Below are 22,841 nucleotides of genomic sequence, written 5' to 3'. Positions count from 1 at the left end.
AGGAACGGGTGAGCACCACTACGCGCGGTGGCGTGGAGAAGCAGAACCCCGGCCAGCTGAACTCGGTCCAGCTCAACATCGTGACGCTCATCAACATGGAGCGGGCGACGGCGACGGGTTCGCTGAGCGACTCGATGTACATGATGGACAACAGCATCGGCGGCAAGGGGCAGGGCACCTCGTCGCTGGAGACGGTGTGCAAGCAGGGGCAGGTGATCAACTGGATCGTCCGCCCGATCGACATGGAGAAGCGCCTGGACGGCACCTGGCCGCCCATGCCGAAGATCAACAACATCGTGTTCCTCGACACCGAGCTGGGTGACGAGGAGGACGTGGCGGAGCGCCGGATCTTCAACGAGCTGAAGATCTACGGGATGCCGGACCGCATGCGGGACAAGTTCACGCCGGTCTACTACTACTGGGCCGGCACGGTCATGAGCACCGCGAAGCCCGGCCTGTACCGGTACCGGCTCGTGATGGAGCTGGAGCAGGAGAACAAGAAGGAGAGGCTGTACCTGAACACGGCCATCCATCCGTCGATCCGGGTGATCCCCGTCTAGACGGCGCGTCGGGCGCGAGCAGCGACACCACCGCAGCCACTATGCACGGGGTGTATACGCCCTGTGTATAGTGCTTGCATGCCTGCCGTGAACACACCTTCCGCCTTCAAGACGACGCGCTCGGCCAAGAGGTTGCGTCGCACCGCCCCCGTCCTCGCGGCGGGGGCGGCTCTCGCCCTCGCGCTGACCGGGTGCACCAAGCTCGACACCACGTCGCCCAGCTCCGTGCGCAACGGCGCGGCGGACGCGAAGGCCGCGGAGCAGGGGAAGTTCGGCACCGTCGACTGCCGCAGGGCCAAGTGCGTGGCGCTGACCTTCGACGCGGGCCCCAGCGAGAACACGCCCAGGCTGCTGAGCATTCTCAAGAGGGAGAAGGTCCCCGCCACCTTCTTCACGCTCGGCAAGAACCACATAGAGAAGTACCCCGAGCTGGTGAAGCAGATGGACGCCGAGGGGCACGAGGTGGCCAGCCACACCTGGTCGCACAAGATCCTCACGAAGATCAGCCCGAAGGAGGCGCGCCGCGAGCTGGAGCGCCCCAACGACGCGATCGAGAAGCTCATCGGCAAGAAGCCGACGCTGATGCGCCCGCCGCAGGGCCGCACCAACGACGACGTCAACAAGATCTCCAAGGAGCTCGGCCTCTCGGAGGTCCTGTGGACCGTCACCGCGAAGGACTACACGACCAATGACTCCAAGCTGATCCAGAAGCGCGTCGTCGACCAGACGAAGCGGGACGGCATCATCCTGCTGCACGACATCTACAAGGGCACGGTCCCGGCCGTCCCCGGTGTCATCACCGAGCTCAAGAAGCGCGGATACGTCTTCGTGACGGTGTCCCAGCTCCTCGCGCCGGGCAAGGCCGAGCCGGGCAAGATCTACCGCTAGGGCGTGTCTTTCGGAACACGTGGCACGCTCGGGGCGTGGCCATCTTCCAGATCACCCGAGACACGCCTCTGCCCGCCGCCGATACGTGGCGCCGGCTGACCGCGTGGGAGCGGCACGCCGACGTCGTCCCGCTCACCCGCATCACGGTCCGGACTCCCCCGCCCACCCACGCGGGCACGGTCTTCGTCGCGCGCAGCGCGCTCGGCCCCGTCGGCTTCGACGACGTGATGGAGGTCGTCGAGTGGTGCCCGCCGGACGGCACAGCGGCGGGGCGGTGCCGACTGGAGAAGCGGGGGACGTTCATGACGGGCTGGGCCGAGATCGAGGTCTACCCCACGGCCGGCGGCTCCGCGGTGGTGTGGCGTGAGGACCTCCGCGTGCGGTGGCTGCCCGCGCTGTGCGACGGGGTGCTGTCGTCCGTGTCGCGCCGGGTGTTCGGCCGCGCGGTGGACGGACTCCTTACACCCTGACCGGCGACCGGCAAAGGAGTCTTTCAGGCGACGGAGCCGATGCGCCCCGAAGGCCGGCTCGATGCGTCGTGGTGGATGGGCGTGTGGGCGCCGGTGAGGGAGGCCCCGCTGCCGCCCCGGCGGTTGGCGACGATCTCCGAGGCGATCGACAGGGCCGTCTCCTCGGGCGTACGGGCGCCCAGGTCGAGGCCGATGGGCGAGCGGAGGCGCGCCAGCTCCAGCTCGGTGACGCCGACCTCGCGCAGGCGCGCGTTGCGGTCCTCGTGGGTGCGGCGCGAGCCCATCGCGCCGACGTAGGCGACGGGGAGGCGCAGGGCGAGCCGCAGCAGGGGGACGTCGAACTTGGCGTCGTGGGTGAGCACGCAGAGCACGGTGCGGCCGTCGACCTGGGTGCGCTCCAGGTAGCGGTGCGGCCAGTCGACGACGATGTCGTCGGCGTCCGGGAAGCGCGTGGCCGTCGCGAAGACGGGCCGCGCGTCGCACACGGTGACGTGGTAGCCGAGGAACTTGCCCATCCGTACCAGCGCCGACGCGAAGTCGATCGCGCCGAACACGATCATGCGGGGCGGCGGGACGCTCGACTCGACCAGGACGACCAGCGGCCGCCCGCACCGGGAGCCGTCCTCGCCGATCTCCACGGTCGCGGTGCGGCCCGCGTCGAGCAGGGCGCGGGCCTCCCCCGCCACCGTACGGTCCAGCTCGGGGTGGCCGCCGAGCCCGCCCTCGTACTCCCCCGTGGGGCGTACGAGGAGGGCGCGGCCGAGAAGTTCCGCGGGCCCGGACGTGACGCGGGCGACGGCCGCCGCCTCCCCCGCCGAGGCGGCGGCGAGCGCCGCGGCGAACACCGGCCTCGACGCGGTGTCCGCGCGGACCGGGGTGACGAGGATGTCGATGACGCCGCCGCAGGTCAGGCCCACGGCGAAGGCGTCGTCGTCGCTGTAGCCGAAGCGTTCGAGGACGGTCTCGCCGTCCTCCAGGGCCTGCCGGCACAGTTCGTAGACGGCGCCCTCCACACATCCGCCGGAGACCGAGCCGATCGCCGTGCCCTCGCTGTCGACGGCGAGCGCGGCGCCCGGTTGCCGGGGCGCGCTCCCGCCGACCGCCACCACGGTGGCGACGGCGAAGTCACGTCCTTGCCCGACCCACCGGTTCAGCTCGTCGGCGATGTCCAGCATGTCGGCCTCCTCGGGGCTCACAGAGCGCGGAGCTCTACGGGTGTGCGGAGGGCCCGGCGCCTCAGTGGACGCCCAGCCATCCTTCGATGGGGTTGAGGGCGAAGTAGACGATGAAGATCACCGTCAGGCCCCACATGAAGGCGCCGATCTCGCGGGCCTTCCCCTGGGCGACCTTGATGGCGACCCAGGAGATGACGCCCGCCGCGACACCGGTGGTGATGGTGTACGTGAAGGGCATGAGCACGACGGTCAGGAAGACCGGGATGGCGGTGGCGCGGTCGGCCCAGTCGACGTGCCGGGCGTTCATCATCATCATCGCTCCGATGACGACGAGCGCGGCGGAGGCGACCTCCTGGGGCACGATCGCGGTGAGCGGCGTGAAGAAGAGGCAGGCCGCGAAGAAGAGGCCGGTGACGACCGAGGCGAGGCCGGTGCGGGCGCCTTCGCCGACGCCGGTCGCGGACTCGACGAAGACGGTCTGGCCGGAGCCGCCCGCCACGCCGCCGATGGCACCGCCGGCGCCGTCGATGAACAGCGCCTTGGAGAGGCCGGGCATGCGGCCCTTCTCGTCGGCGAGGTTGGCCTCGGTGCCGACGCCGATGATGGTGGCCATCGCGTCGAAGAAGCCGGCGAGCACGAGCGTGAAGACGATCATGCCGACGGTCATCGCGCCGACCTCGCCCCAGCCGCCGAACTCGACCTCGCCGATGAGCGAGAAGTCGGGCGACGAGACCGCGCTGCCGTGCAGTTCGGGGGCGCCGTTCGCCCACTGCTTCGGGTCGATCACGTCGAGTGCGTTGAGTACGACGGCGATCACGGTGCCGGTGACGATGCCGATCAGGATCGCGCCGGGGGTGTTGCGCGCCTGCAGCATGAAGATGAGGAGCAGGGTGCCCGCGAAGAGCAGCACGGGCCAGCCGGAGAGTTCACCGGCGGGGCCGAGGGAGAGCGGGGTGGCCTTGCCGGGGTGCACGAAGCCGCCCTTGACGAGGCCGATGATGGCGATGAACAGACCGATGCCCATGGTGATGCCGTGCTTGAGAGCGAGCGGGATCGCGTTCATGATCATCTCGCGCAGCCCGGTGACCACGAGGAGCATGATCACCACGCCGTACATCACGCACATGCCCATGGCCTGCGGCCACGTCATCTCGGGCGCGACCTGCGAGGAGATCACACCGGACACCGAGAGTCCGGCGGCCAGGGCGAGCGGCACCTTGCCGACGAAGCCCATGAGGAGCGTGGTGACCGCCGCGGCGAGCGCCGTCGCGGTGATCACGGCCTTCTGGCCGAGGGTGTCGCCCGCCGCGTCCTTGCCGGACAGGATCAGGGGGTTGAGCAGGACGATGTACGCCATCGCCATGAAGGTGGTGATGCCGCCGCGCACTTCGCGCGCGACCGTGGATCCTCTCCGGGATATGTGAAAGTACCGGTCGAGCCAAGACCTGCCGGCCGGGACGCGTGAGCCGGAGCCCGCGTCCTCTGCGGTGGTCTTGGGCTCCACTGACGACTGGGTCATGGGGCCTACTCCCAAGGTTCACAGGGGCACCCGCGGAGTCGCGGGATTTGGGATGGTGCGTTGGCTGCACGACCCGGGGGACGGCCCGAGACGAACGACATCTCCCTCAGAGAGGGGGCTGGGGGACGACGGTCCCCCAGCACTTCCTGCTACGTACCGGTGAGGTGTTCGGGCCGCACCGGCGTCTTGTTGAGCTCCAGACCCGTGGCCGCGCGGATCGCCGCGAGGACCGCCGGGGTCGAGGAGAGGGTGGGGGCCTCGCCGATGCCGCGTACGCCGTAGGGGGCGTGCGGGTCGGCGAGCTCCAGGTAGTCGACCGGGATGGTCGGGGTGTCGAGGATGGTCGGGAGCAGGTAGTCCGTGAAGGAGGGGTTCTTCACCTTCGCGGTCTTCGGGTCGACGATGATCTCCTCCATCACCGCGACGCCGAGGCCCTGGGTGGTGCCGCCCTGGATCTGGCCGATGACGGAGAGCGGGTTGACCGCCTTGCCGACGTCCTGGGCGCAGGCCAGTTCGATGACCTTGACGAGGCCGAGCTCGGTGTCGACCTCGACGACCGCGCGGTGCGCGGCGAAGGCGTACTGCACATGGCCGTTGCCCTGTCCGGTGCGCAGGTCGAAGGCCTCGGTGGGGCGGTGCCTGAACACCTCCTCGACCTCGACGGCCTCGTCCTCCAGGACCTCCACGAGGGTGGAGAGGACCTCGCCGCCGTCGGTGACGACCTTGCCGCCCTCCAGGAGGAGTTCGGCGTTGGCCCACGCCGGGTGGTACGAGCCGAACTTGCGCCGGCCGATCTCCAGGACCTTCTCGCGGACGATCTCGCAGGAGTTCTTGATGGCGCCGCCGGTCATGTACGTCTGGCGGCCCGCGGAGGTCGAACCGGCCGAGCCCACCTGGGTGTCGGCGGGGGCGATGGTGACCTGCTGGACGCCGAGCTCGGTGCGGGCGATCTGCGCGTGGATGGTGACACCGCCCTGGCCGACCTCCGCCGCGGCGGTGTGGACCGTGGCGACGGGCTCGCCGTTGATCACCTCGATGCGCACCTTGGCGGTCGAGTAGTCGTCGAAGCCCTCGGAGAAGCCGACGTTCTTGATGCCGACCGCGTAGCCGACACCGCGGACGACGCCTTCGCCGTGCGTGGTGTTGGACAGGCCGCCGGGCAGCGCGCGGACGTCGGCGCCCTCGCTGGACTCCCACTGGCGCTCGGGCGGCATCGGGCGGGCCTTGACGCGGCGAAGGAGCTCGGCGACGGGGGCGGGCGAGTCGACCGGCTGCCCGGTCGGCATGATCGTGCCCTGCTCCATCGCGTTCTTCTGCCGGAACGCCACCGGGTCCATGCCCAGCTTCGCGGCGACCTTGTCCATCTGCGCCTCGTACGCGAAGCACGCCTGGACCGCGCCGAAGCCGCGCATGGCGCCGCAGGGCGGGTTGTTGGTGTAGAGGCCGATCGCCTCGATCTCCACGTCGTCGACGACGTACGGGCCGACCGAGAGGGACGAGGCGTTGCCGACGACCGACGGGGTCGACGACATGTAGGCGCCGCCGTCCAGGACGATCTTGCACTTCATGTGCGTGAGCTTGCCGTCCTTGGTGGCGCCGTGCTCGTAGTAGAGCTTCGCCGGGTGCCGGTGGACGTGGCCGAAGAAGGACTCGTAGCGGTTGTAGACCATCTTCACGGGCTTGCCCGTGCGCAGGGCGAGCACGGAGGCGAGGATCTGCATCGAGATGTCCTCGCGGCCGCCGAACGCGCCGCCGACCCCGGCCATCGTCATGCGCACCTTCTCCTCGGGGAGGCCGAGGCACGGGGCGATCTGCTTGAGGTCGGAGTGCAGCCACTGGGTGGCCACGTAGAGGTCGATGCCGCCGTCCTCCGCGGGCACGGCGAGGCCGGACTCCGGGCCGAGGAAGGCCTGGTCCTGCATGCCGAAGGTGTACTCGCCCTTGACGATCACGTCGGCCCTCTTGGCGGCCTCGGCGGCGTTGCCACGGATGATCGGCTGGCGGTGCACGATGTTCGGGTGCGGGGAGTGGGCGGCGTGGTGGTCGCCGCGGTTCTCGTGGACCAGGATCGCGTCGGGGGCGGTCGCGGACGCCTCGTCCGTGATGACCGGGAGCTCCCGGTACTCGATCTTGATCTTCGCGGCGGCGCGGCGCGCGGTCTCCGGGTGGTCGGCGGCCACGAGGGCGACGGGCTCGCCGTGGTGGCGGACCTTGCCGTAGGCGAGGACGGGGGTGTCCTGGTACTCCATGCCGTAGTTCTTGGCGGCCGGCAGGTCGTCGGCGGTCAGGACGGCGTAGACGCCGGACAGGGCCATGGCCTCGGACACGTCGATCGACACGATCTCGGCGTGCGCGACCGTGGAGCGCAGGGCCTGGCCCCAGATCATCTCCTCGTGCCACATGTCCGAGGAGTAGGCGAATTCGCCGGTGACCTTCAGGGTGCCGTCGGGGCGCAGCATCGACTCGCCGACGCCGCCCTTGGTCTGCGAACCCTGGGTGACGTTGGCGGGGATGCCGGTGGTGGTGCCAGCCATGTCAGACCGCCTCTCCCTGACGGGCCGCGGCCAGGCGGACCGCGTCCAGGATCTTCTCGTAACCGGTGCAGCGGCAGAGGTTGCCGGAGAGCGCCTCGCGGATGTCCGCGTCGGACGGCGTGTCGTTGCGCTCAAGGAGCTCGTCGGCCGCGACGAGCAGGCCGGGGGTGCAGAAGCCGCACTGGACGGCGCCGGCGTCGATGAACGCCTGCTGGATCGGGGAGAGTTCGGCGCCCTCGCCGGTCTGCGAGTCCTGGCCCTTGGCGCTCCAGTTCTGGGCGTCCTGGAGGGAGGTGCCGCAGGCGCCCGAGGCGCCGGAGACGCAGCCGCCGCCGGGGTGGGCCTCGGCGCGGTGCTTGGCGTAGTCGGCGAGGCCCTCGACGGTGGTGACCTCGCGGCCCTCCACCTGACCGGCCGCGACCAGACACGAACAGACCGGCACGCCGTCGAGGCGGACGGTGCAGGAACCGCACTCGCCCTGCTCGCAGGCGTTCTTGGAGCCGGGCAGACCCATGCGCTCACGCAGCACGTAGAGGAGGGACTCGCCCTCCCATACGTCGTCCGCTTCCTGCTGACGGCCGTTGACCGTGAAGTTCACGCGCATTATGCGACTCCCTCAGTGCTGCGGCCCTCGCCGCGGTACGACTCCCAGGTCCAGCCGAGCGTGCGGCGGGCCATGATGCCGACGGCGTGGCGGCGGTAGTTCGCCGTGCCGCGCACGTCGTCGATCGGGTTGGCGGCTCCGGAGGCGAGCTCCGCGAACTGCTTGGCGATCGAGGGGGTGATGATCTTCTTGCTGTCCCAGAAGCCGCCCTCTTCGAGCGCCGCGTTCAGGAATTCCTCGGCCGCCTTCGCCCGGATGGGGGTGGGGGCGGCGGAGCCGATGCCGGTCCGTACCGTCCGGGTCTCGGGGTGCAGGGCGATACCGAAGGCGCAGACCGCGATGACCATGGCGTTGCGGGTGCCGACCTTCGAGTACTGCTGCGGCCCGTCCGCCTTCTTGATGTGGACGGACTTGATCAGCTCGTCCGCGGCAAGGGCGTTGCGCTTCACGCCGGTGTAGAAGTCGTCGATCGGGATCAGGCGGGAACCCCGCACGGACTCCACCTCGACCTCGCAGTCGGCGGCCAGCAGGGCCGGGTGGGCGTCGCCGGCCGGGGAGGCCGTGCCCAGGTTGCCGCCGACACCGCCGCGGTTGCGGATCTGCGGGGAGGCCACGGTGTGCGAGGCGAGCGCGAGACCGGGGAGCTCGGCACGGAGCTCCTCCATGATCTGGGTGTACGGGACGGAGGCACCCAGCCGGACCGTCTCCTCGCCCACCTCCCACTCGCGCAGCTCGACGATGCGGTTGAGGTCAAGCAGGTACTCGGGACGGCGGTGGTCGAAGTTGATCTCGACCATCACGTCGGTGCCACCCGCAATCGGCACAGCCGTGGGGTGCTCGGCCTTGGCGGCGAGCGCCTCCTCCCAGCTGGCGGGGCGAAGGAAGTCCATGAGGCTCTCTTCTTCGTATCGAGGGTCGTTCGCTTCAAGGGACGGGAGGATTCCGTTCCGGCCACTCGGGCCGTTCGTCCCTCGACTGCTCGTTCATGTGCTGTTAACGCGGAGTGGGGCAAGTACACCGCCCGCTCGTCCGATGGGGTCAGTCACCGAAACCATGAAGGAGTTGGCTGGCCAAGCCGCGCGTCTTGTAGATTCGTATGAAGAACGGGCCCCAGTAACCTCGCGGATTCCCCCGGGAAACGGGGGACACCCGGCGGCCCAGGACCCCGGCGCTACAGGGCGCACATGTTTGTACACACCATTCGAGACAGATCGGCGGCGACGACCCCATGCGGCTGCGCGCACTCCTTGACACCGACGCGCTGGGCCTGCGGCTGCTCGGCGGCGAGGACGAGCTGGACCGCACCGTGCGCGGTGTGATGACCACGGACCTGCGGGACCCCAGCCGCTACCTGGCGGGCGGCGAGCTGGTCCTCACCGGCCTCGCCTGGCGCCGTGACGCCTCGGACACGGAACCCTTCGTGCGGATCCTCGCGAGCGCCGGGGTCGCGGCCCTGGCCGCCGGTGAGGCCGAGCTCGGCGACATCCCCGACGACATCGTCGAGGCCTGCGCCCGGCACCGCCTGCCGCTCTTCGCGGTGAACGAGTCCGTGGCCTTCGCGACGATCACCGAGCACGTCGTACGGCAGGTCTCCGGCGAGCGCGCCGGGGACCTGGCGGCCGTCGTCGACCGGCACCGGCGCCTGATGACGTCGGGCCCGGCGGGCGGCGGCCCCGACGTCGTCCTCGACCTGCTCGGCACCGACCTGGACCTGCGGGCCTGGGTGCTCTCCCCCGCCGGGCGCGTGATCGCCGGGTCGAGCGCGGCCGGGACGGCCCTGCCGGGGCCGCTCTGCGCACGCCTCGCCGGGGAGCACCTGGCGGCCGTACGGACGGGCCGGCGCGGCCCGCACCGCGTCGCGGTCGACTCCGTCACGTACTCGCTGTTCCCCATTCGGACCAGTGGGCGCGGCACGGCCGGCGCGTCGCGGGACGTGCGCGAGTCGGTGCTCTCCGACTGGGTCCTCGCGGTGGAGGCCGACGCGGGCGACTGGCCCGAGGAGCGGCTCGACCTGCTCCAGGGCGTGACACAGCTGATCGCCGTGGAGCGCGACCGGCGCGACGCGGCCCGCACGGTGCGCCGCCGCCTCGCCCAGGAGGTCCTTGAGCTGGTGCAGACGGGCGCGGCCCCCGCGGAGATCGCGGCCCGGCTCCGCGTCGCCGCGCCGGTGCTGCTGCCCGGGCTCGGCGCGGCCCCGCACTGGCAGGTCGTGGTGGCCCGGGTGGAGTGGGAGGGCGGGGAGGTCGACGGCGGCCCGGTCGCCCAGTCGCTCCTGGAGGAGATCCTCGTCGACCCCCGGTCGGCGGGCCCCGAGCCGTCCGACCGGATCGCGGTCGCGCACACCGGCGACGAGGCGATCGCCCTCGTGCCGCTGCCCGCGATCGCCGGCGAGCACGACGGCCCGGAGACGGGGCTGCTCGCGGACGCGCTCCTCGCCTCCGTCCACGACCCGCTCTCCGCGGGCCTCGACGGCGACGGCCGCCTGACGCTGGGCGTCAGCGCCTCCGTGCACTCGGCGGAGGGGCTGCGCGGCGCCCTGGAGGAGGCACGGCACGCGCGCCGGGTCGCCGCCGCCCGTCCGGGCCGGGTCTGCGCGGCCGGGCACCAGGAGCTCGCCTCGCACGTCCTGCTGCTGCCCTTCGTGCCGGACGACGTGCGCCGGGCGTTCACGGCGCGGCTCCTGGACCCGCTGCGGGAGTACGACCAGCGCCACCGCGCCGAGCTCATCCCGACCCTGGAGGCGTTCCTCGACTGCGACGGTTCGTGGACGCGCTGCGCCGCGCGGCTGCACCTCCACGTCAACACGTTGCGCTACCGGGTGGGCCGCATCGAGCAGTTGACGAGTCGTGACCTCTCGCGCCTGGAGGACAAGCTCGATTTCTTCCTCGCCCTGCGGATGAGCTGAGGGAATCCGGCGAGGGCCCGGCCGGCGGGGCGCAACCGCCGGCCGGGCCTCGCCCGCCTCCTCGCCCACCCTTTGTGAATTCTTTCACCCGACCTCTTGGCTGCACGCCGCGATCCATGCTGAGATTCGCCCACGACTCAACAGCTCAATGGTGTGCTCGGGGAGGGCAACGTGGCGCATACCGCCATGTCTGGTACCGGAACGACCGCAGAGCACGATCCACTCCAGACCGCGGTATGGCGGCTGCGCTCGCGCGGCTGCTGGACCGACGCCGCGGCGCTGCTCGCCGCACGGGCGGGGGCCGCGGCGGCACTCCAGAGGGCGGCCCTCCTCGTCGAGCGGTGCCTGTTCACGGGGGACGGCTGGGGTGAGGCGGAGGACGTCCTGCGGACCGCGGAGGCCCTCGCCGAGAACGACGACGACCGGGGCGCGGCGGCCTGCGAGCGGGGCCAACTGGCGTACGCCTCCACGGTCCTGGGGGTACGCGACCGGGCCGACGAAGCCCGTACGGCGCTCGGCAGGGCGGCCGCGCTGCTCGCCCCGAACGCTCCCGGCCGGCCACTGCTCGACTTCCGCCGCGGCCTGATCGCCGAACACATCGCGGACTCACCGCAGTCCGCGAAGGCGGCCTACCGCAGGGCCCACGCGGGCGCCACCGCGCGCTCCGACGCGCTGCTGCTCTCCTTCACCTGGCGCCACCTCGCCGGACTCGCCCTGCGCGACGGGGAGTTGGCGGAGGCGCGGCACGGTTTCACGGAGTCCCTGCGGATCCGCGAGGAGCTCGGCTACCTGGTCGGCACGGCCCCGGCCCTCGCCGCCCTCGCGGACGCGGAACCAGAACCGGAGGCCACCCGCCTCCGCGCCGAGGCCACCCGCCTCTTCCGCCTCCTCGGCGGCGTCCCCTCCTGGCTGGCCCAGCACCTGCAGCCGCCGGCGGCCGCCGTATAGCGGGGCTTACCCGCCAGAGCCCGTGAAGTGCTCCTGGACGAGGGACGAGACCACGCAGAAGTCCTGGGCGGCGAGGGCGTCGAGGAGGGCCATGTGTTCGGCCGCGTCGGCTATCAGGTCGGCGCGGCGGCCCGCGACGGGGCCGGTCGCCAGGGGCCACTGCGAGCGGCGGTGCAGGTCGTCCGCGACCTGGACGAGCTGCTGGTTGCCGGAGAGGGCGAGCACGGCGCCGTGGAAGGAGCGGTCGGACTCGGCGTAGCGGGCGAGGTCGCCGACCGCCGCGGCCGTCACGGTCGCCTCCGCGAGGGGGCGCAGCTCCGCCCAGCGCGCCGCGGGCACCGTGCGGGCGAGCCGCAGCATCACCGGCACCTCGATCAGCGCCCGCACCTCGGCGAGCTCGGCCAGTTCGCGGGTGCTGCGCTCGGTGACCCGGAAGCCGCGGTTGGGGACGACCTCCACGGCGCCCTCGGTGGCCAGCTGCTGCATCGCCTCGCGGACGGGTGTCGCGGAGACGCCGAAGCGCTCGCCGAGGACCGGCGCCGAGTACACCTCGCCGGGCGCGAGCTCGCCGCCGACGAGAGCGGCCCGCAGCGCCGCGAGGACCTGTCCGCGCACGGAGCTGCGCCGGACCGTGCGGCGCGGCCCGCGCGCCCCGGAGCCCGCCTGCTCCGGCACCCGGACGCGCGGCGCCCCGGCGAGGGAAGTCCCCTCGCGTGCTCCGGTCTGCTCCACGACGTCCGCCCGCCCCGCTGATGAATGCTCTGAAAGGTACGAGAGGCACCATAGGCGGACACGACCCGAGTTGAAACCTCGATCACGTCGGGTAAGGTAAGGCTTACCTGCTATCGATCGCGATTCGGTGGTCCCCCGCATGTCCGTACCCACCTTGGCCGCTCCCCTTCAGGGCGCCTCCAGTGCCGTAACGGGCTCGTACGCCCGCCTCAACGAGGTGTACTCCGGACTGCGCATCACCGAGCTCGCCCCCGGCGAACAGCTCCCCCAGGGCGCGGGCTGGGTCACCGCCGCCCGGCTCGCGGCGGGCGGGGCCGACCTCGACGCGTTCCTCGCCTGGGACAACGCGCAGATCCTCAAGGACTACGGCACCCAGGCCCGCCCCGACGTGGTCGCCAGCTTCGGCCTGCACCGCTACGCCTGGCCCGCCACCCTCCTCATCACGGTCCCGTGGTTCCTGCACCGCCGCGTGCCCCGCTTCCCGGTCGCCGACGTCTCCTTCCAGCGCACCCTGGGCCACCTGGCCGTCCGCGCGGGTGAATTCGCCTGCCTCCCCGACGACCCGGCCGCGGCCCTCCCCGGCGCCCGCGTCGTACCGGACGAGGAAGCGCTGCGCGCCGAGGTGCGGGCCGCCGTCGCCGAGCACCTGGGCCCGCTCCTGGACGGCTTCGGCCCCCGGATGCGGCGCCGCTCCCGCGCCCTGTGGAGCCTCGCCACCGACGAGATCGTCGAGGGCCTCTGGTACGTCGCCCACCTCCTCGGCGAGGAGGAGCGCGCGATGACGGAGCTGGAGCGGCTGCTGCCCGGCGCCACCAAGCCGTACGTCGGCACGGCCGGCTTCCGGGAGCTGACGGGACCGAACGGCGAGAAGCTGCCGACCCGCGACCGGGCGAGCTGCTGCATGTTCTACACGCTGCGCCCCGACGACGCCTGCGTCACCTGCCCGCGCACCTGCGACGCCGAGCGCATCGTGCGGCTGAGCGCGGCCGCCGCGGCGAGCTGATCCCCCGCCGCCGTCCGAACCACCCTTTCGTGCACGGTTAATCGAACTCAACCATCGGTCACCCGTCGCGAGTTCGAGCAAAACTACGCCGTGCACCGTCCCTTGCACCCCCATGGCGTCCTCTTGCCCCGAAACCCCTTGAGCGCCGCCCGGGTTGGGTCAATATGGCGCCCGATACGCCCTACCGCGACGCAAGGGACCCCAGATGAGACTGACCGATATATCGCTGGACTGGCTGCTTCCCGGCGGCGTCCTGCTCCTGGGCATGCTGGTGGCGGTGGCGGTGCTCGCGCGCGGCAAGCGAGGCCACGACAAGACGGCGAAGGGAACCGCGAGCGACGACTCGTGGGAGCGCAGCGAGGAACGCCGCAGACGCAAGGAAGCCATCTACGGAACCGCCTCCTATGTGCTGCTGTTCTGCTGTGCCGCCGTTGCCGCCGCGCTCTCCTTCCACGGCCTGGTCGGCTTCGGCCGGCAGAACCTCAGCCTCACCGGCGGGTGGGAGTACCTGGTCCCGTTCGGCCTCGACGGCGCGGCGATGTTCTGTTCCGTCCTCGCCGTGCGCGAGGCCAGCCACGGTGACGCGGCGCTCGGCTCCCGCCTCCTCGTGTGGACGTTCGCGGGCGCGGCCGCCTGGTTCAACTGGGTGCACGCGCCGCGCGGGTTGGGGCACGCGGGCGCTCCGCAGTTCTTCGCCGGGATGTCGCTGTCGGCCGCGGTCCTCTTCGACCGCGCGCTGAAGCAGACCCGCCGGGCGGCGCTGCGCGAGCAGGGTCTGGTGCCGCGGCCGCTGCCGCAGATCCGCATCGTGCGGTGGCTGCGCGCGCCGCGGGAGACCTTCGGCGCCTGGTCGCTGATGCTCCTCGAAGGCGTCCGCACCCTGGACGAGGCCGTCGAGGAGGTCAGGGAGGACCGTCGCGAGAAGGAGCGCACCCGGCTGCACAGGCGCGACCGGGAGAAGCTGGAGCGCGCCCGGCTCAAGGCGATCAGCCGGGGCCACCGGGGTTACGCCCGCGGCGGCGGCCGGCAGGTCGAGGTACAGGCCGTCGCACCGGCCGCCGGGTCCGCGCAGGTCGGCGCGGACCCTGCCATAGCGGCGCAGGAACAGCTGCCGGTACGCTCCCGCCCCTCCCTCCAGGCCGTCAGGAACGGCCATGACGACACCGACCCCGCCGCACCCGTCACCGTCGACCTGACGGCGGAGGACGACACGCAGACCCTGCCCCGGCTCGACTCGCTGGAGCAGAAGCTGAAGGATTTGGAGCAGCAGTTCGGCTGACCGCCCCGGGCGGCGGCGGCAGGCTCATGCCGTGCCGCCGCCGTCCAGCTCGAACCACACCGCCTTTCCGACTCCGTGCGTCCGCACGCCCCACGCGTCCGCGAGGGACTGCACGAGGACCAGGCCCCTGCCGCTCGTACCGTCGTCCGCGGTCGGAACCCGTGGTTCGGGGTGGCGGCCCGCGAAGTCCCGCACCTCGACGCGCAGGCCGCGCTGGCCGACGGTCGCGGTGACGACGGCGTCATGGTCGGTGTGCACCAGTGCGTTCGTGACCAGCTCGCTGGTGAGCAGTTCGGCTATGTCGGATCTGCCTGGTTTCCCCCAGTGCCGCAGGAGCTCCCTCAGGGCCTTTCTGACCTCGGACACCGCGCGCAGATCCGCTCTCCCCAGCCTGCGCGTGAGCTGCCCCCGGTGGGGGCCGCCCGGCGCTTCACCGGTCCTCTCGTCGCGTACGTTCGATGAAGAGGCTCCGATCGCCCCGGAGCCGCCCCCTCGTGATTGCCTCCTCATGACCCCCGCCCACAAAGCGATGTGTCAGCCTCCCTGCTCGAACAGCCTCACGGGATGCATGCCCCGGGCCCGTGGCAGCAAGCCTGTCGAATCATCAACCAATCGCGGGGGGTGCGCCCGGGGATCGGGGGGAAGTGAAGCGGTGGACCCCACCGCCGAACGTTCCGAGGAGCCCCCGAGTGCACGACGACAGACTGCTGGTGGAAGGCCGCCTGGAGCGGGCGCTGCGCCAGTTCATCCGCCCCGCCCAGTACGCGCGACGCACCCCGCTGACCCTCTCCGTCTGGCACGCGCCGGGCGAGCCGGTGCCCGTCGAGACCGCGCTCGAAGCGGAGTACGAGCCCTTCGAGACCGGCACGGAGTGGGGAAACCCCTGGTCGACCAGTTGGTTCCGGCTTCAGGGGCGGGTGCCCGAGGAGTGGCGGGGAAGCCGGGTCGAAGTGGTGATCGACCCCGGTTTCACCGGGGAGGGTCCCGGCTTCCAAGCGGAGGGTCTGGTGTACGACGCGGCGGGCGTGCCCCTCAAGGGTGTTCACCCGCGCAACCGGCATATTCCGGTGGCCTCCCCCGCCCGGGGCGGCGAACCGGTGCACCTACTCCTCGAAGCGGCGGCCAATCCCGCCGTTCTGCACGACTTCGTGCCGACACCGCTCGGCGACGTACTGACCGCAGGCAATAGCCCGATCTACCGATTCGCGTCTGCCGATCTCGCCGTACTGGACGAGGACGTCTGGCAGTTGACCCTGGACATCGAGGTCCTTTCCGAGCTGATGCGCGAACTGGACGCCGAACGTCCGCGTCGTCACGAGATTCTGCGGGCTCTTGAGGACATGCTCGACGCGCTCGATCTGCACGACGTGTCCGGCACCGCCGCCGCGGCCCGCGCCGAGCTCGCCGACGTCCTCGCCCGGCCCGCGCACGCGAGCGCACACCGCGTATCGGCAACCGGACACGCGCATATCGACTCGGCGTGGCTGTGGCCGCTGCGCGAAACGGTGCGCAAGGCGTCGCGGACCTTTGCCAATGTGACGGCGCTCGCCGGGGAGTATCCGGAGCTGGTCTTCGCCTGCTCGCAGGCCCAGCAGTACGCCTGGGTGAAGGAGCACCAGCCGCACATCTGGGAGCGCATCAAGAAGGCGGTGGCGGACGGCAACTGGGCGCCGGTGGGCTCGATGTGGGTGGAGTCGGACGCCAACATGCCGGGCGGTGAGGCGCTGGCGCGGCAGATCACGCACGGCATGCGGTTCTTCCGGGAGGAGCTCGGCGTCGAGACGGAGGAGATCTGGCTGCCGGACTCCTTCGGATACACGGCGGCCTTCCCGCAGTTGGCGAAGCTCGCGGGAATCCGCTGGTTCCTGACGCAGAAGCTGAGCTGGAACCAGACCAACAAGATGCCGCACCACACCTTCTGGTGGGAGGGCATCGACGGCACCCGTGTCTTCACCCACTTCCCGCCCGTGGACACCTACAACTCACAGTTCCACGGCACCGAACTCGCCCACGCCGAGCGGAACTTCGCCGAGAAGGGGCGGGCGAGCCGCTCCCTGGTGCCGTTCGGCTGGGGCGACGGCGGGGGCGGTCCCACCCGCGAGATGATGGAGCGGGCGCGGCGCCTCCGCTCCCTGGAGGGTTCGCCGCGCGTCGAGATCGAGAAGCCGTCGGCGTTCTTCGCGGCGGCCGAGGAGGAGTACGGCACGCAGGCGCCGGTCTGGTCCGGCGAGCTGTATCTGGAGATGCACCGCGCCACGTACACCACTCAGGCGGCCACCAAGCGCGGCAACCGCCGCAGCGAACACGCGCTGCGCGAGGCCGAGTTGTGGTGCACGGCCGCCGCGGTGCGCGATCCGGCGTACGTCTATCCGTACGACACGCTCGACCGGCTGTGGAAGACGGTCCTGCTGCACCAGTTCCACGACATCCTGCCGGGTTCGTCGATCGCCTGGGTGCACCGGGAGGCGCGTGACACGTACGAGCGGGTCCTCGCGGAGCTCGACGAGCTGACGGCGTCGGCCGTGCGGTCGCTGGGCGCGGGCGGGCCCGCGGCGCTGAACGCCTCGCCGTACGCCCGCAGCGAGGTCGTCGACCCCGGGGACGGCACGCTGGTGCGCGTCGACGTCCCCGCGCTCGGCACGCGGAGCCTCGACGCCGACCGTGGAGCCGGGACCGGCGCGGTCGCGCACACCACCGGCGACACGATCCTGCTCACCAACGAGCACCTGAGCGTCACGGTCGACGCCGCCGGTCTGCTGGCCTCCGTGACGGACCTGGACGAGGGCCGCGAAGTCCTGGCGGCGCCCGGCAACCTCCTCCAACTGCACCCCGACCACCCCACGCACTACGACGCCTGGGACCTCGACAAGCACTACCGGCGCCGGCACACCGACCTCACGGACGCCGAGTCCGTCGAGCTCGTCGAGGACGGGCCGCTGCGGGTCGCCGTGCGGGTGGTGCGGGCCTTCGGGGGGTCGCGGATCACGCAGGAGATCCGGCTCGCGGCGGGCAGCCGCCGCGTCGACGTCGTCACGGAGGTCGACTGGCGGGAGTCGGAGAAGGTCCTCAAGGCCGCGTTCCCGCTGGACGTGCACGCCGAACGGTCCGCCGCCGAGATCCAGTTCGGCCATGTGCACCGGCCGACGCACGCCAACACCGGCTGGGACGCGGCGCGTTACGAGATCTGCGCGCACCGCTGGCTGCGCGTCGCCGAGGAAGGGTACGGCGTCGCGGTGCTCAACGACTCGACGTACGGCCACGACGTGACGCGCACCGAGCACGAGGGCACGCTCGGCACCACCGTGCGTCTGACGCTGCTGCGGGCCCCGCACAGCCCGGACCCGGAGACGGACCAGGGCACGCACCGGTTCACGTACGCGCTGCTGCCCGGCGCGACGACCGGCGACGCCGTCGCGGAGGGCCTCGCGCTCAACCTGCCGCTGCGCGTCGCCGACGCGCCCGTCCTGCCGCCGCTGGTGAGCGTCGACCACCCGGCGGTGACCGTCGAGTCGGTGAAGCTCGCCGACGACCGCAGCGGCGACGTCGTCGTACGGCTCTACGAGTCGCGCGGCGGGCGGGCGGCGGCCACGCTCGGCACGTCGTTCCCGGTGGCGCGGGCCGAGGTGACGGATCTCCTTGAGCGGCCGCTGCACGAGGCCGCGACGGGCGAGGCCGGCCTGGCGCTCGCGCTGCGGCCGTTCCAGATCGTCACGCTGCGGCTGCGTCCCGCCTGACGCGTCCGCGTGCCGGGGCCGGGGTGGTGCAGCGGGCCCTCACGGCCTCGGCACGTTCCGCAGGTTGGAGCGGGCCATCTGGAGCATGCGGCCCACCCCGCCGTCCAGGACGATCTTGCTGGCGGAGAGGGCGAAGCCGGTCACCATGTCCGAGCTGATCTTGGGCGGCATGGAGAGGGCGTTCGGGTCGGTCACGATGTCGACGAGGGCGGGGCCCCTGTGCGCGAAGGCGTCCTTCAGGGCGCCCGCGAGCTGTTTGGGCTTCTCCACGCGCACGCCGTAGGCCCCGGCGGCGCGGGCGACGGCGGCGAAGTCGGGGTTGTGGTTCGCCGTGCCGTAGTTGGGCAGCCCTGCCACCATCATCTCCAGCTCGACCATGCCCAGGGACGAGTTGTTGAACAGGACGACCTTCACCGGCAGGTCGTGCTGGACGAGGCTGAGGAAGTCGCCCATCAGCATCGAGAAGCCGCCGTCGCCCGACATCGAGACGACCTGGCGGCGCCGGTCGACGAACTGGGCGCCGATGGCCTGCGGCAGGGCGTTCGCCATGGAGCCGTGGCTGAAGGAGCCGATGATGCGGCGCCTGCCGTTGGGGGTGAGGTAGCGGGCCGCCCAGACGTTGCACATGCCGGTGTCGACGGTGAACACGGCGTCGTCGGCGGCGACCTCGTCGAGGACCGACGCGACGTACTCGGGGTGGATCGGGATGTGCTTGTCGACCTTGCGGGTGTACGCCTTCACGACTCCTTCGAGCGCGTCGGCGTGTTTCTTGAGCATCTTGTCGAGGAACTTGCGGTTCGTCTTCGGCGAGACGCGCGGGATCAGACAGCGCAGCGTCTCGCGCACGTCGCCCCAGACGGCGAGGTCCAGCTTGGAGCGGCGGCCGAGGTTCTCGGGGCGCACGTCGACCTGGGCGATCTGCACGTCGTCCGGCAGGAACGCGTTGTACGGGAAGTCCGTGCCGAGCAGGATCAGCAGGTCGCACTCGTGGGTGGCCTCGTACGCGGCGCCGTAGCCGAGCAGGCCGCTCATGCCCACGTCGAACGGGTTGTCGTACTGGATGAACTCCTTGCCGCGCAGGGCGTGTCCCACCGGGGACTTGATCTTCTCGGCGAACTCCATCACCTCGGCGTGCGCGCCCGCCGTGCCGCTGCCGCAGAAGAGGGTGACCTTGCCCGCCTTGTCGATCATCTTGGCGAGCTTGTCGATCTCCTCGTCACCGGGGCGCACGGTGGGCCGCGACGTCACCAGCGCGGTCTCCGCGGCCTTCTCCGGGGCGGCCTCGGAGGCGACGTCGCCGGGCAGCGAGACGACGCTGACACCGCTCCGGCCGACGGCGTGCTGGATGGCGGTCTGCAGCAGCCGGGGCATCTGCTTCGGGCTGGAGATCAGCTCGCTGTAGTGGCTGCACTCCTGGAACAGGCGGTCGGGGTGGGTCTCCTGGAAGAAGCCGAGGCCGATCTCGCTGGAGGGGATCTGCGAGGCGAGGGCGAGGACCGGCGCCATGGAGCGGTGCGCGTCGTACAGGCCGTTGATCAGGTGGAGGTTGCCCGGGCCGCAGGAGCCCGCGCAGGCGGCCAGCCTGCCGGTGATCTGGGCCTCGGCGCCGGCCGCGAAGGCGGCGGTCTCCTCGTGCCGCACCTGGACCCAGTCGATCTCCTTCGTGCGGCGGATGGCGTCCACGACCGGGTTGAGGCTGTCGCCGACGACTCCGTACAGGCGCTGTACGCCCGCGCGGACGAGGATGTCGACGAACTGCTCGGCAACGTTCTGCTTGGCCATGCTGCACGCACCTCTTTTGGACCGTATGGGCTGTCTTGGTGTCTCTTGCCCGATCTTTCTCGGTCCATGAATTCACAGGTGCGGCGGTCATGCCTCCCAGACCGCGGCGGCCGTCCGGTCGTCGGCGTACCCCTTGGCCCTGACCTGGATGTCGGCCAGGAAGGCGGCGAGGCCCGGCGGGCCCGCCTTCTCCCATCTGCGGGTGAGGTGCGCGGCGAGCTCGGGCTCGCCGCGCAGCGGCTCGGCGAGGCCGCCGCTGCACAGGACGAGCGTGTCACCCGGGCGGGCGACCGAGGCGCGGAACCGGAAGGGGTCGCGGGGCGGTTCGGGGGCGGGCTCGTAGGGACTGGGGGGTGTGGTGATGCCCAGGTCCATGGTGAGCCGGTCCCCGTCCGGGGACGGCGCGGGCGGCGAGCCGAAGCCGACCACAGGGTCGCCGGTGGCGTCGGCGACGCGCGGCTCGATGTCCTGCCACTCGCCGTCGCGCAGCCGGAAGAGACCGCCTGCGCCGACTCCGAAGAAGACGCGCGTACGGCACCGCGGATCGGCCGGAAGGAGGAGGCAGCGCAGGGACGCCGCGTACTCCTCCGGTGCCAGGCCGAGGTCGGCGGCGTGCGCGCGGAGCCTGCCGAGGCTGCGGTCGGTGAGGCGGTGCAGGCCCGACTTGAGGTCGCCGCGCCGGGCGGCCCCGATGTCCTCGGCGAGCCGCCGGTGGCTGCGGCCCACGGCGCGGCCGATCCACGCGCAGGCCTCCGCGGCGGCGCGGTGCGCGCCCGGCGTCGCGCGGGCGCCGGTGGCCACGGCGACGAGCACGAGGGCGTCCTCGCCGGTGCCGAAGCGGGCGGTGAGCAGGGCGTCGCGGCGCGGCTCGCCGCGATACCTGGCGGAGTCCCCGCGCACGGAGGCGGCGCGCAGGGTGCTCCCGCCGTACCGCGCGCCTTCGAGCACGGTGTCGGGGACGAGATCGGCGAGGTCGTCCGGATCGGCGGCGGGCAGGACGGTGGGCTCGGCCTCATAGGTGGGCGGCCCGTCCCCCACGTAACCGATGCCCATGTCGCCCGGCGGCCCGTCGACGCCGTCCGCATCCGCAAAGATCCCGCTCGCCGGGGTGGGCGAGGCGGGCTCCGGCAGGCGCGGGGCGGGGAAGTCCGGCTTCACGGTGTCCGCCGCCGAGGCGAACCGGTCGTCCAGGGTGTCCGGCGCGGGCGCGGGACCCGTGTCCGGCGCGGAGTCGTCGTACAGCTGTCCCCACCAGTCGTCGTCGCGGCCGGTGGGTGTGTCCCCCTGCTGGCTCATGCCCTTATTTTCCACCGCGGAGGCCGTACGAAAACGGTGCATCCGGAAATTCCGGCCATTCCGGGGAAGTTGAGGCCGCCGGGCGGACCCACCCCCCACAGGAGGACCGCCCGGCGGGGCCGGTGTGGCCGGCACGCCTCGTGGGCGCGGGCCACAGTCTGTGTGACGGAGGTGCCGTAACCATCCGTCAGTCTGCTGATGAGCCGGATCTGTTGTCCGGAAGGACCGGTGGGCCGGATTCGCTTTTGTGAGCGAACCGTGCTCGTGACCCGCGTTCCCAGTCGACGTGAGTTCAATCGTCCTCGTCGACGACCTCACCGTTCCAGAGTGCCGGGTGGTGCGGGGATGATGTTCCGGGGAGGGAGGTCACCGCATGCTGGCAGCGATCGGTCTGGACGAGACGCACGAGTCGGCGTACCGGGCGCTGGTGTCGGTGGGCGCCGCCGACGTCGCGGATCTCGCGCGGAAGCTGACGCTCGGCGAGCCGGAGACCGAGCGGACGCTGCGCCGCCTGGAGCGGCACGGCCTGGCCGCGCAGGCGTCCGGCAGGGCGGGCCGCTGGGTGGCGGCGCCGCCGGGCGTCGCGCTGGGCGCGCTCCTCACGCAGCGGCGGCACGAGCTGGAGCAGGCCGAGCTGGCGGCGACACTGCTCGCCGAGGAGTACCGGGCGCAGGCCGCCGAACCGGCCGTCCACGACCTGGTCGAGGTGGTCACCGGTGCCGCCGCCGTCTCGCAGCGGTTCCTCCAGTTGCAGCTGGGCGCGAGTGACGAGGTGTGCGCGCTGGTGACCGGCAGGCCCGTCGCCGTCACCGGCATGGAGAACAGCGCCGAGGAACAGGCCGCGGGGCGCGGTGTGCGCTACCGCGTGGTGATCGAGCGCTCCGTCCTGGATCTGCCGACGGGCCTGGTCGAGCTGTCGACGGCGATCGGCCGCGACGAGCGGGTGCGGGTGGTGGGCCGCGTCCCGACCAAGCTGGTGATCGCCGACGGCTCGCTCGCGATGGTCCCGCTGACCTCGCGCGCGGCGGAGCCCGCGGCGCTCGTCGTGCACGCCAGCGGTCTGCTCGAATCGCTGACGGGCCTCTTCGAGGCGGTGTGGCGGGAGGCGCTGCCGCTGCGCCTCGGCGAGGACGGCACCACGCTCACCGAGGACGCCCCCGACGGCCCGGACGGCACCGACCTGGAGATCCTTTCGCTGCTCCTCGCCGGCCTGACCGACGCGAGCGTCGCCAAACAGCTCGATCTGGGGCTGCGCACGGTACAGCGCCGGGTGAAGCGCCTGATGGAGCTGACGGGCGTGACGACGCGGCTGCAGCTGGGCTGGCACGCGTACGAGCGCGAGTGGGTGGCACGGCGCCCGCGGCCGCCCCAGAACCGGGCCCCGGGGGCCCCGGGACAAACCTGACCTGCGG

At 71.8% G+C, this 22,841-nt stretch carries 18 protein-coding genes; 9 read left to right on the top strand and 9 right to left on the bottom strand.

The features are described from left to right. The first annotated feature begins 8 nt into the window (after positions 1 to 8). The 3 genes from AB0H82_RS05030 (at position 9) to AB0H82_RS05020 (ending at position 1,918) form a co-directional block, all read left to right on the top strand. Positions 9 to 560, top strand: coding sequence for a hypothetical protein (locus AB0H82_RS05030; protein ID WP_362988909.1), 552 nt, complete (start codon positions 9 to 11; stop codon positions 558 to 560). 78 nt (positions 561 to 638) lie between these two features. Further along, positions 639 to 1,448 carry a polysaccharide deacetylase family protein gene (locus AB0H82_RS05025; protein WP_362988908.1) on the top strand — a complete coding sequence of 270 codons (810 nt, stop codon included), beginning with the start codon at positions 639 to 641 and terminating at the stop codon, positions 1,446 to 1,448. Positions 1,449 to 1,483: 35 nt separating this feature from the next. Further along, positions 1,484 to 1,918: an SRPBCC family protein gene (locus AB0H82_RS05020; protein WP_362988906.1), complete on the top strand. Its 435-nt coding sequence runs from the start codon at positions 1,484 to 1,486 to the stop codon at positions 1,916 to 1,918. A gap of 23 nt (positions 1,919 to 1,941) precedes the next feature. On the opposite strand, the gene AB0H82_RS05015 is transcribed toward AB0H82_RS05020, so the two are convergent. From AB0H82_RS05015 to AB0H82_RS04995, 5 genes are all read right to left on the bottom strand, one after another. Next, the gene (locus AB0H82_RS05015; RefSeq protein WP_362988904.1) at positions 1,942 to 3,093 is read right to left on the bottom strand and encodes an XdhC/CoxI family protein; all 1,152 of its coding nucleotides are present in this window, start codon (positions 3,091 to 3,093) and stop codon (positions 1,942 to 1,944) included. 61 nt (positions 3,094 to 3,154) lie between these two features. Further along, entirely contained in the window at positions 3,155 to 4,612 is a 1,458-nt protein-coding gene (locus AB0H82_RS05010) for an NCS2 family permease (RefSeq protein WP_362988902.1), read from the bottom strand. A 149-nt stretch (positions 4,613 to 4,761) separates the two neighbouring features. Next, positions 4,762 to 7,146: a molybdopterin cofactor-binding domain-containing protein gene (locus AB0H82_RS05005; RefSeq protein ID WP_362988900.1), complete on the bottom strand. Its 2,385-nt coding sequence runs from the start codon at positions 7,144 to 7,146 to the stop codon at positions 4,762 to 4,764. 1 nt (position 7,147) lies between these two features. Continuing rightward, the gene (locus AB0H82_RS05000) at positions 7,148 to 7,750 is read right to left on the bottom strand and encodes a (2Fe-2S)-binding protein (protein WP_362988898.1); all 603 of its coding nucleotides are present in this window, start codon (positions 7,748 to 7,750) and stop codon (positions 7,148 to 7,150) included. Beyond that, positions 7,750 to 8,640 (bottom strand): xanthine dehydrogenase family protein subunit M, encoded by an 891-nt coding sequence (locus AB0H82_RS04995; RefSeq protein ID WP_362988896.1) that lies wholly within the window; start codon positions 8,638 to 8,640, stop codon positions 7,750 to 7,752. Before AB0H82_RS04995 ends, AB0H82_RS05000 begins: the two co-directional genes overlap by 1 nt. A gap of 338 nt (positions 8,641 to 8,978) precedes the next feature. Between AB0H82_RS04995 and AB0H82_RS04990 the strand changes: the two genes are divergently transcribed. Continuing rightward, positions 8,979 to 10,655, top strand: a complete 1,677-nt coding sequence (locus AB0H82_RS04990) for a PucR family transcriptional regulator ligand-binding domain-containing protein (protein WP_362988894.1) — start codon at positions 8,979 to 8,981, stop codon at positions 10,653 to 10,655. Between the two features lie 186 nt (positions 10,656 to 10,841). After that, positions 10,842 to 11,603 (top strand): hypothetical protein, encoded by a 762-nt coding sequence (locus tag AB0H82_RS04985; RefSeq protein ID WP_362988892.1) that lies wholly within the window; start codon positions 10,842 to 10,844, stop codon positions 11,601 to 11,603. A gap of 6 nt (positions 11,604 to 11,609) precedes the next feature. On the opposite strand, the gene AB0H82_RS04980 is transcribed toward AB0H82_RS04985, so the two are convergent. Then, positions 11,610 to 12,278, bottom strand: a complete 669-nt coding sequence (locus tag AB0H82_RS04980; RefSeq protein ID WP_362989259.1) for a GntR family transcriptional regulator — start codon at positions 12,276 to 12,278, stop codon at positions 11,610 to 11,612. Between the two features lie 196 nt (positions 12,279 to 12,474). Here AB0H82_RS04980 and AB0H82_RS04975 point away from each other — a divergent pair, with 196 nt between their 5' ends. Both AB0H82_RS04975 and AB0H82_RS04970 read left to right on the top strand, forming a co-directional pair. After that, the gene (locus AB0H82_RS04975; protein ID WP_362988890.1) at positions 12,475 to 13,338 is read left to right on the top strand and encodes a (2Fe-2S)-binding protein; all 864 of its coding nucleotides are present in this window, start codon (positions 12,475 to 12,477) and stop codon (positions 13,336 to 13,338) included. A gap of 205 nt (positions 13,339 to 13,543) precedes the next feature. After that, positions 13,544 to 14,617 (top strand): DUF2637 domain-containing protein, encoded by a 1,074-nt coding sequence (locus AB0H82_RS04970; protein WP_362988888.1) that lies wholly within the window; start codon positions 13,544 to 13,546, stop codon positions 14,615 to 14,617. A gap of 24 nt (positions 14,618 to 14,641) precedes the next feature. Here the strand turns inward: AB0H82_RS04970 and AB0H82_RS04965 are convergent, their stop codons facing one another. Next, complete coding sequence (locus tag AB0H82_RS04965) at positions 14,642 to 15,127, bottom strand: ATP-binding protein (RefSeq protein WP_362988886.1); 486 nt, start codon at positions 15,125 to 15,127, stop codon at positions 14,642 to 14,644. Between the two features lie 179 nt (positions 15,128 to 15,306). Here AB0H82_RS04965 and AB0H82_RS04960 point away from each other — a divergent pair, with 179 nt between their 5' ends. Then, positions 15,307 to 18,351 (top strand): glycoside hydrolase family 38 C-terminal domain-containing protein, encoded by a 3,045-nt coding sequence (locus AB0H82_RS04960; protein WP_362988884.1) that lies wholly within the window; start codon positions 15,307 to 15,309, stop codon positions 18,349 to 18,351. 39 nt (positions 18,352 to 18,390) lie between these two features. On the opposite strand, the gene AB0H82_RS04955 is transcribed toward AB0H82_RS04960, so the two are convergent. Together AB0H82_RS04955 and AB0H82_RS04950 are read right to left on the bottom strand one after the other, a co-directional pair. Further along, a complete protein-coding gene (locus AB0H82_RS04955) occupies positions 18,391 to 20,133 on the bottom strand; it encodes a pyruvate dehydrogenase (RefSeq protein ID WP_362988882.1) in 1,743 nt (580 codons plus the stop codon). An 87-nt stretch (positions 20,134 to 20,220) separates the two neighbouring features. Continuing rightward, entirely contained in the window at positions 20,221 to 21,429 is a 1,209-nt protein-coding gene (locus tag AB0H82_RS04950; RefSeq protein WP_362988880.1) for a protein phosphatase 2C domain-containing protein, read from the bottom strand. Positions 21,430 to 21,802: 373 nt separating this feature from the next. Between AB0H82_RS04950 and AB0H82_RS04945 the strand changes: the two genes are divergently transcribed. Next, entirely contained in the window at positions 21,803 to 22,834 is a 1,032-nt protein-coding gene (locus AB0H82_RS04945) for a helix-turn-helix domain-containing protein (RefSeq protein ID WP_362988878.1), read from the top strand. Positions 22,835 to 22,841 lie beyond the last annotated feature (7 nt).

The sequence above is a fragment of the Streptomyces sp. NPDC050732 genome (assembly GCF_040654255.1).
Taxonomy (GTDB): domain Bacteria; phylum Actinomycetota; class Actinomycetes; order Streptomycetales; family Streptomycetaceae; genus Streptomyces.
Note: the sequence above shows the minus strand (reverse complement) of the source record. Positions and strands in the feature narration are given on the sequence as shown.

Excerpts from the sequence above, each read along its gene's own strand:
- AB0H82_RS05005 (WP_362988900.1), bottom strand. The coding sequence starts at position 7,146 with ATGGCTGGCACCACCACCGGCATCCCCGCCAACGTCACCCAGGGTTCG.
- AB0H82_RS05025 (WP_362988908.1), top strand. The coding sequence starts at position 639 with ATGCCTGCCGTGAACACACCTTCCGCCTTCAAGACGACGCGCTCGGCC.
- AB0H82_RS05010 (WP_362988902.1), bottom strand. The coding sequence starts at position 4,612 with ATGACCCAGTCGTCAGTGGAGCCCAAGACCACCGCAGAGGACGCGGGC.
- AB0H82_RS04955 (WP_362988882.1), bottom strand. The coding sequence starts at position 20,133 with ATGGCCAAGCAGAACGTTGCCGAGCAGTTCGTCGACATCCTCGTCCGC.
- AB0H82_RS05000 (WP_362988898.1), bottom strand. The coding sequence starts at position 7,750 with ATGCGCGTGAACTTCACGGTCAACGGCCGTCAGCAGGAAGCGGACGAC.
- AB0H82_RS04945 (WP_362988878.1), top strand. The coding sequence starts at position 21,803 with ATGCTGGCAGCGATCGGTCTGGACGAGACGCACGAGTCGGCGTACCGG.
- AB0H82_RS04975 (WP_362988890.1), top strand. The coding sequence starts at position 12,475 with ATGTCCGTACCCACCTTGGCCGCTCCCCTTCAGGGCGCCTCCAGTGCC.
- AB0H82_RS04950 (WP_362988880.1), bottom strand. The coding sequence starts at position 21,429 with ATGAGCCAGCAGGGGGACACACCCACCGGCCGCGACGACGACTGGTGG.
- AB0H82_RS04985 (WP_362988892.1), top strand. The coding sequence starts at position 10,842 with ATGTCTGGTACCGGAACGACCGCAGAGCACGATCCACTCCAGACCGCG.
- AB0H82_RS04970 (WP_362988888.1), top strand. The coding sequence starts at position 13,544 with ATGAGACTGACCGATATATCGCTGGACTGGCTGCTTCCCGGCGGCGTC.
- AB0H82_RS04990 (WP_362988894.1), top strand. The coding sequence starts at position 8,979 with ATGCGGCTGCGCGCACTCCTTGACACCGACGCGCTGGGCCTGCGGCTG.
- AB0H82_RS05015 (WP_362988904.1), bottom strand. The coding sequence starts at position 3,093 with ATGCTGGACATCGCCGACGAGCTGAACCGGTGGGTCGGGCAAGGACGT.
- AB0H82_RS04965 (WP_362988886.1), bottom strand. The coding sequence starts at position 15,127 with ATGAGGAGGCAATCACGAGGGGGCGGCTCCGGGGCGATCGGAGCCTCT.
- AB0H82_RS04995 (WP_362988896.1), bottom strand. The coding sequence starts at position 8,640 with ATGGACTTCCTTCGCCCCGCCAGCTGGGAGGAGGCGCTCGCCGCCAAG.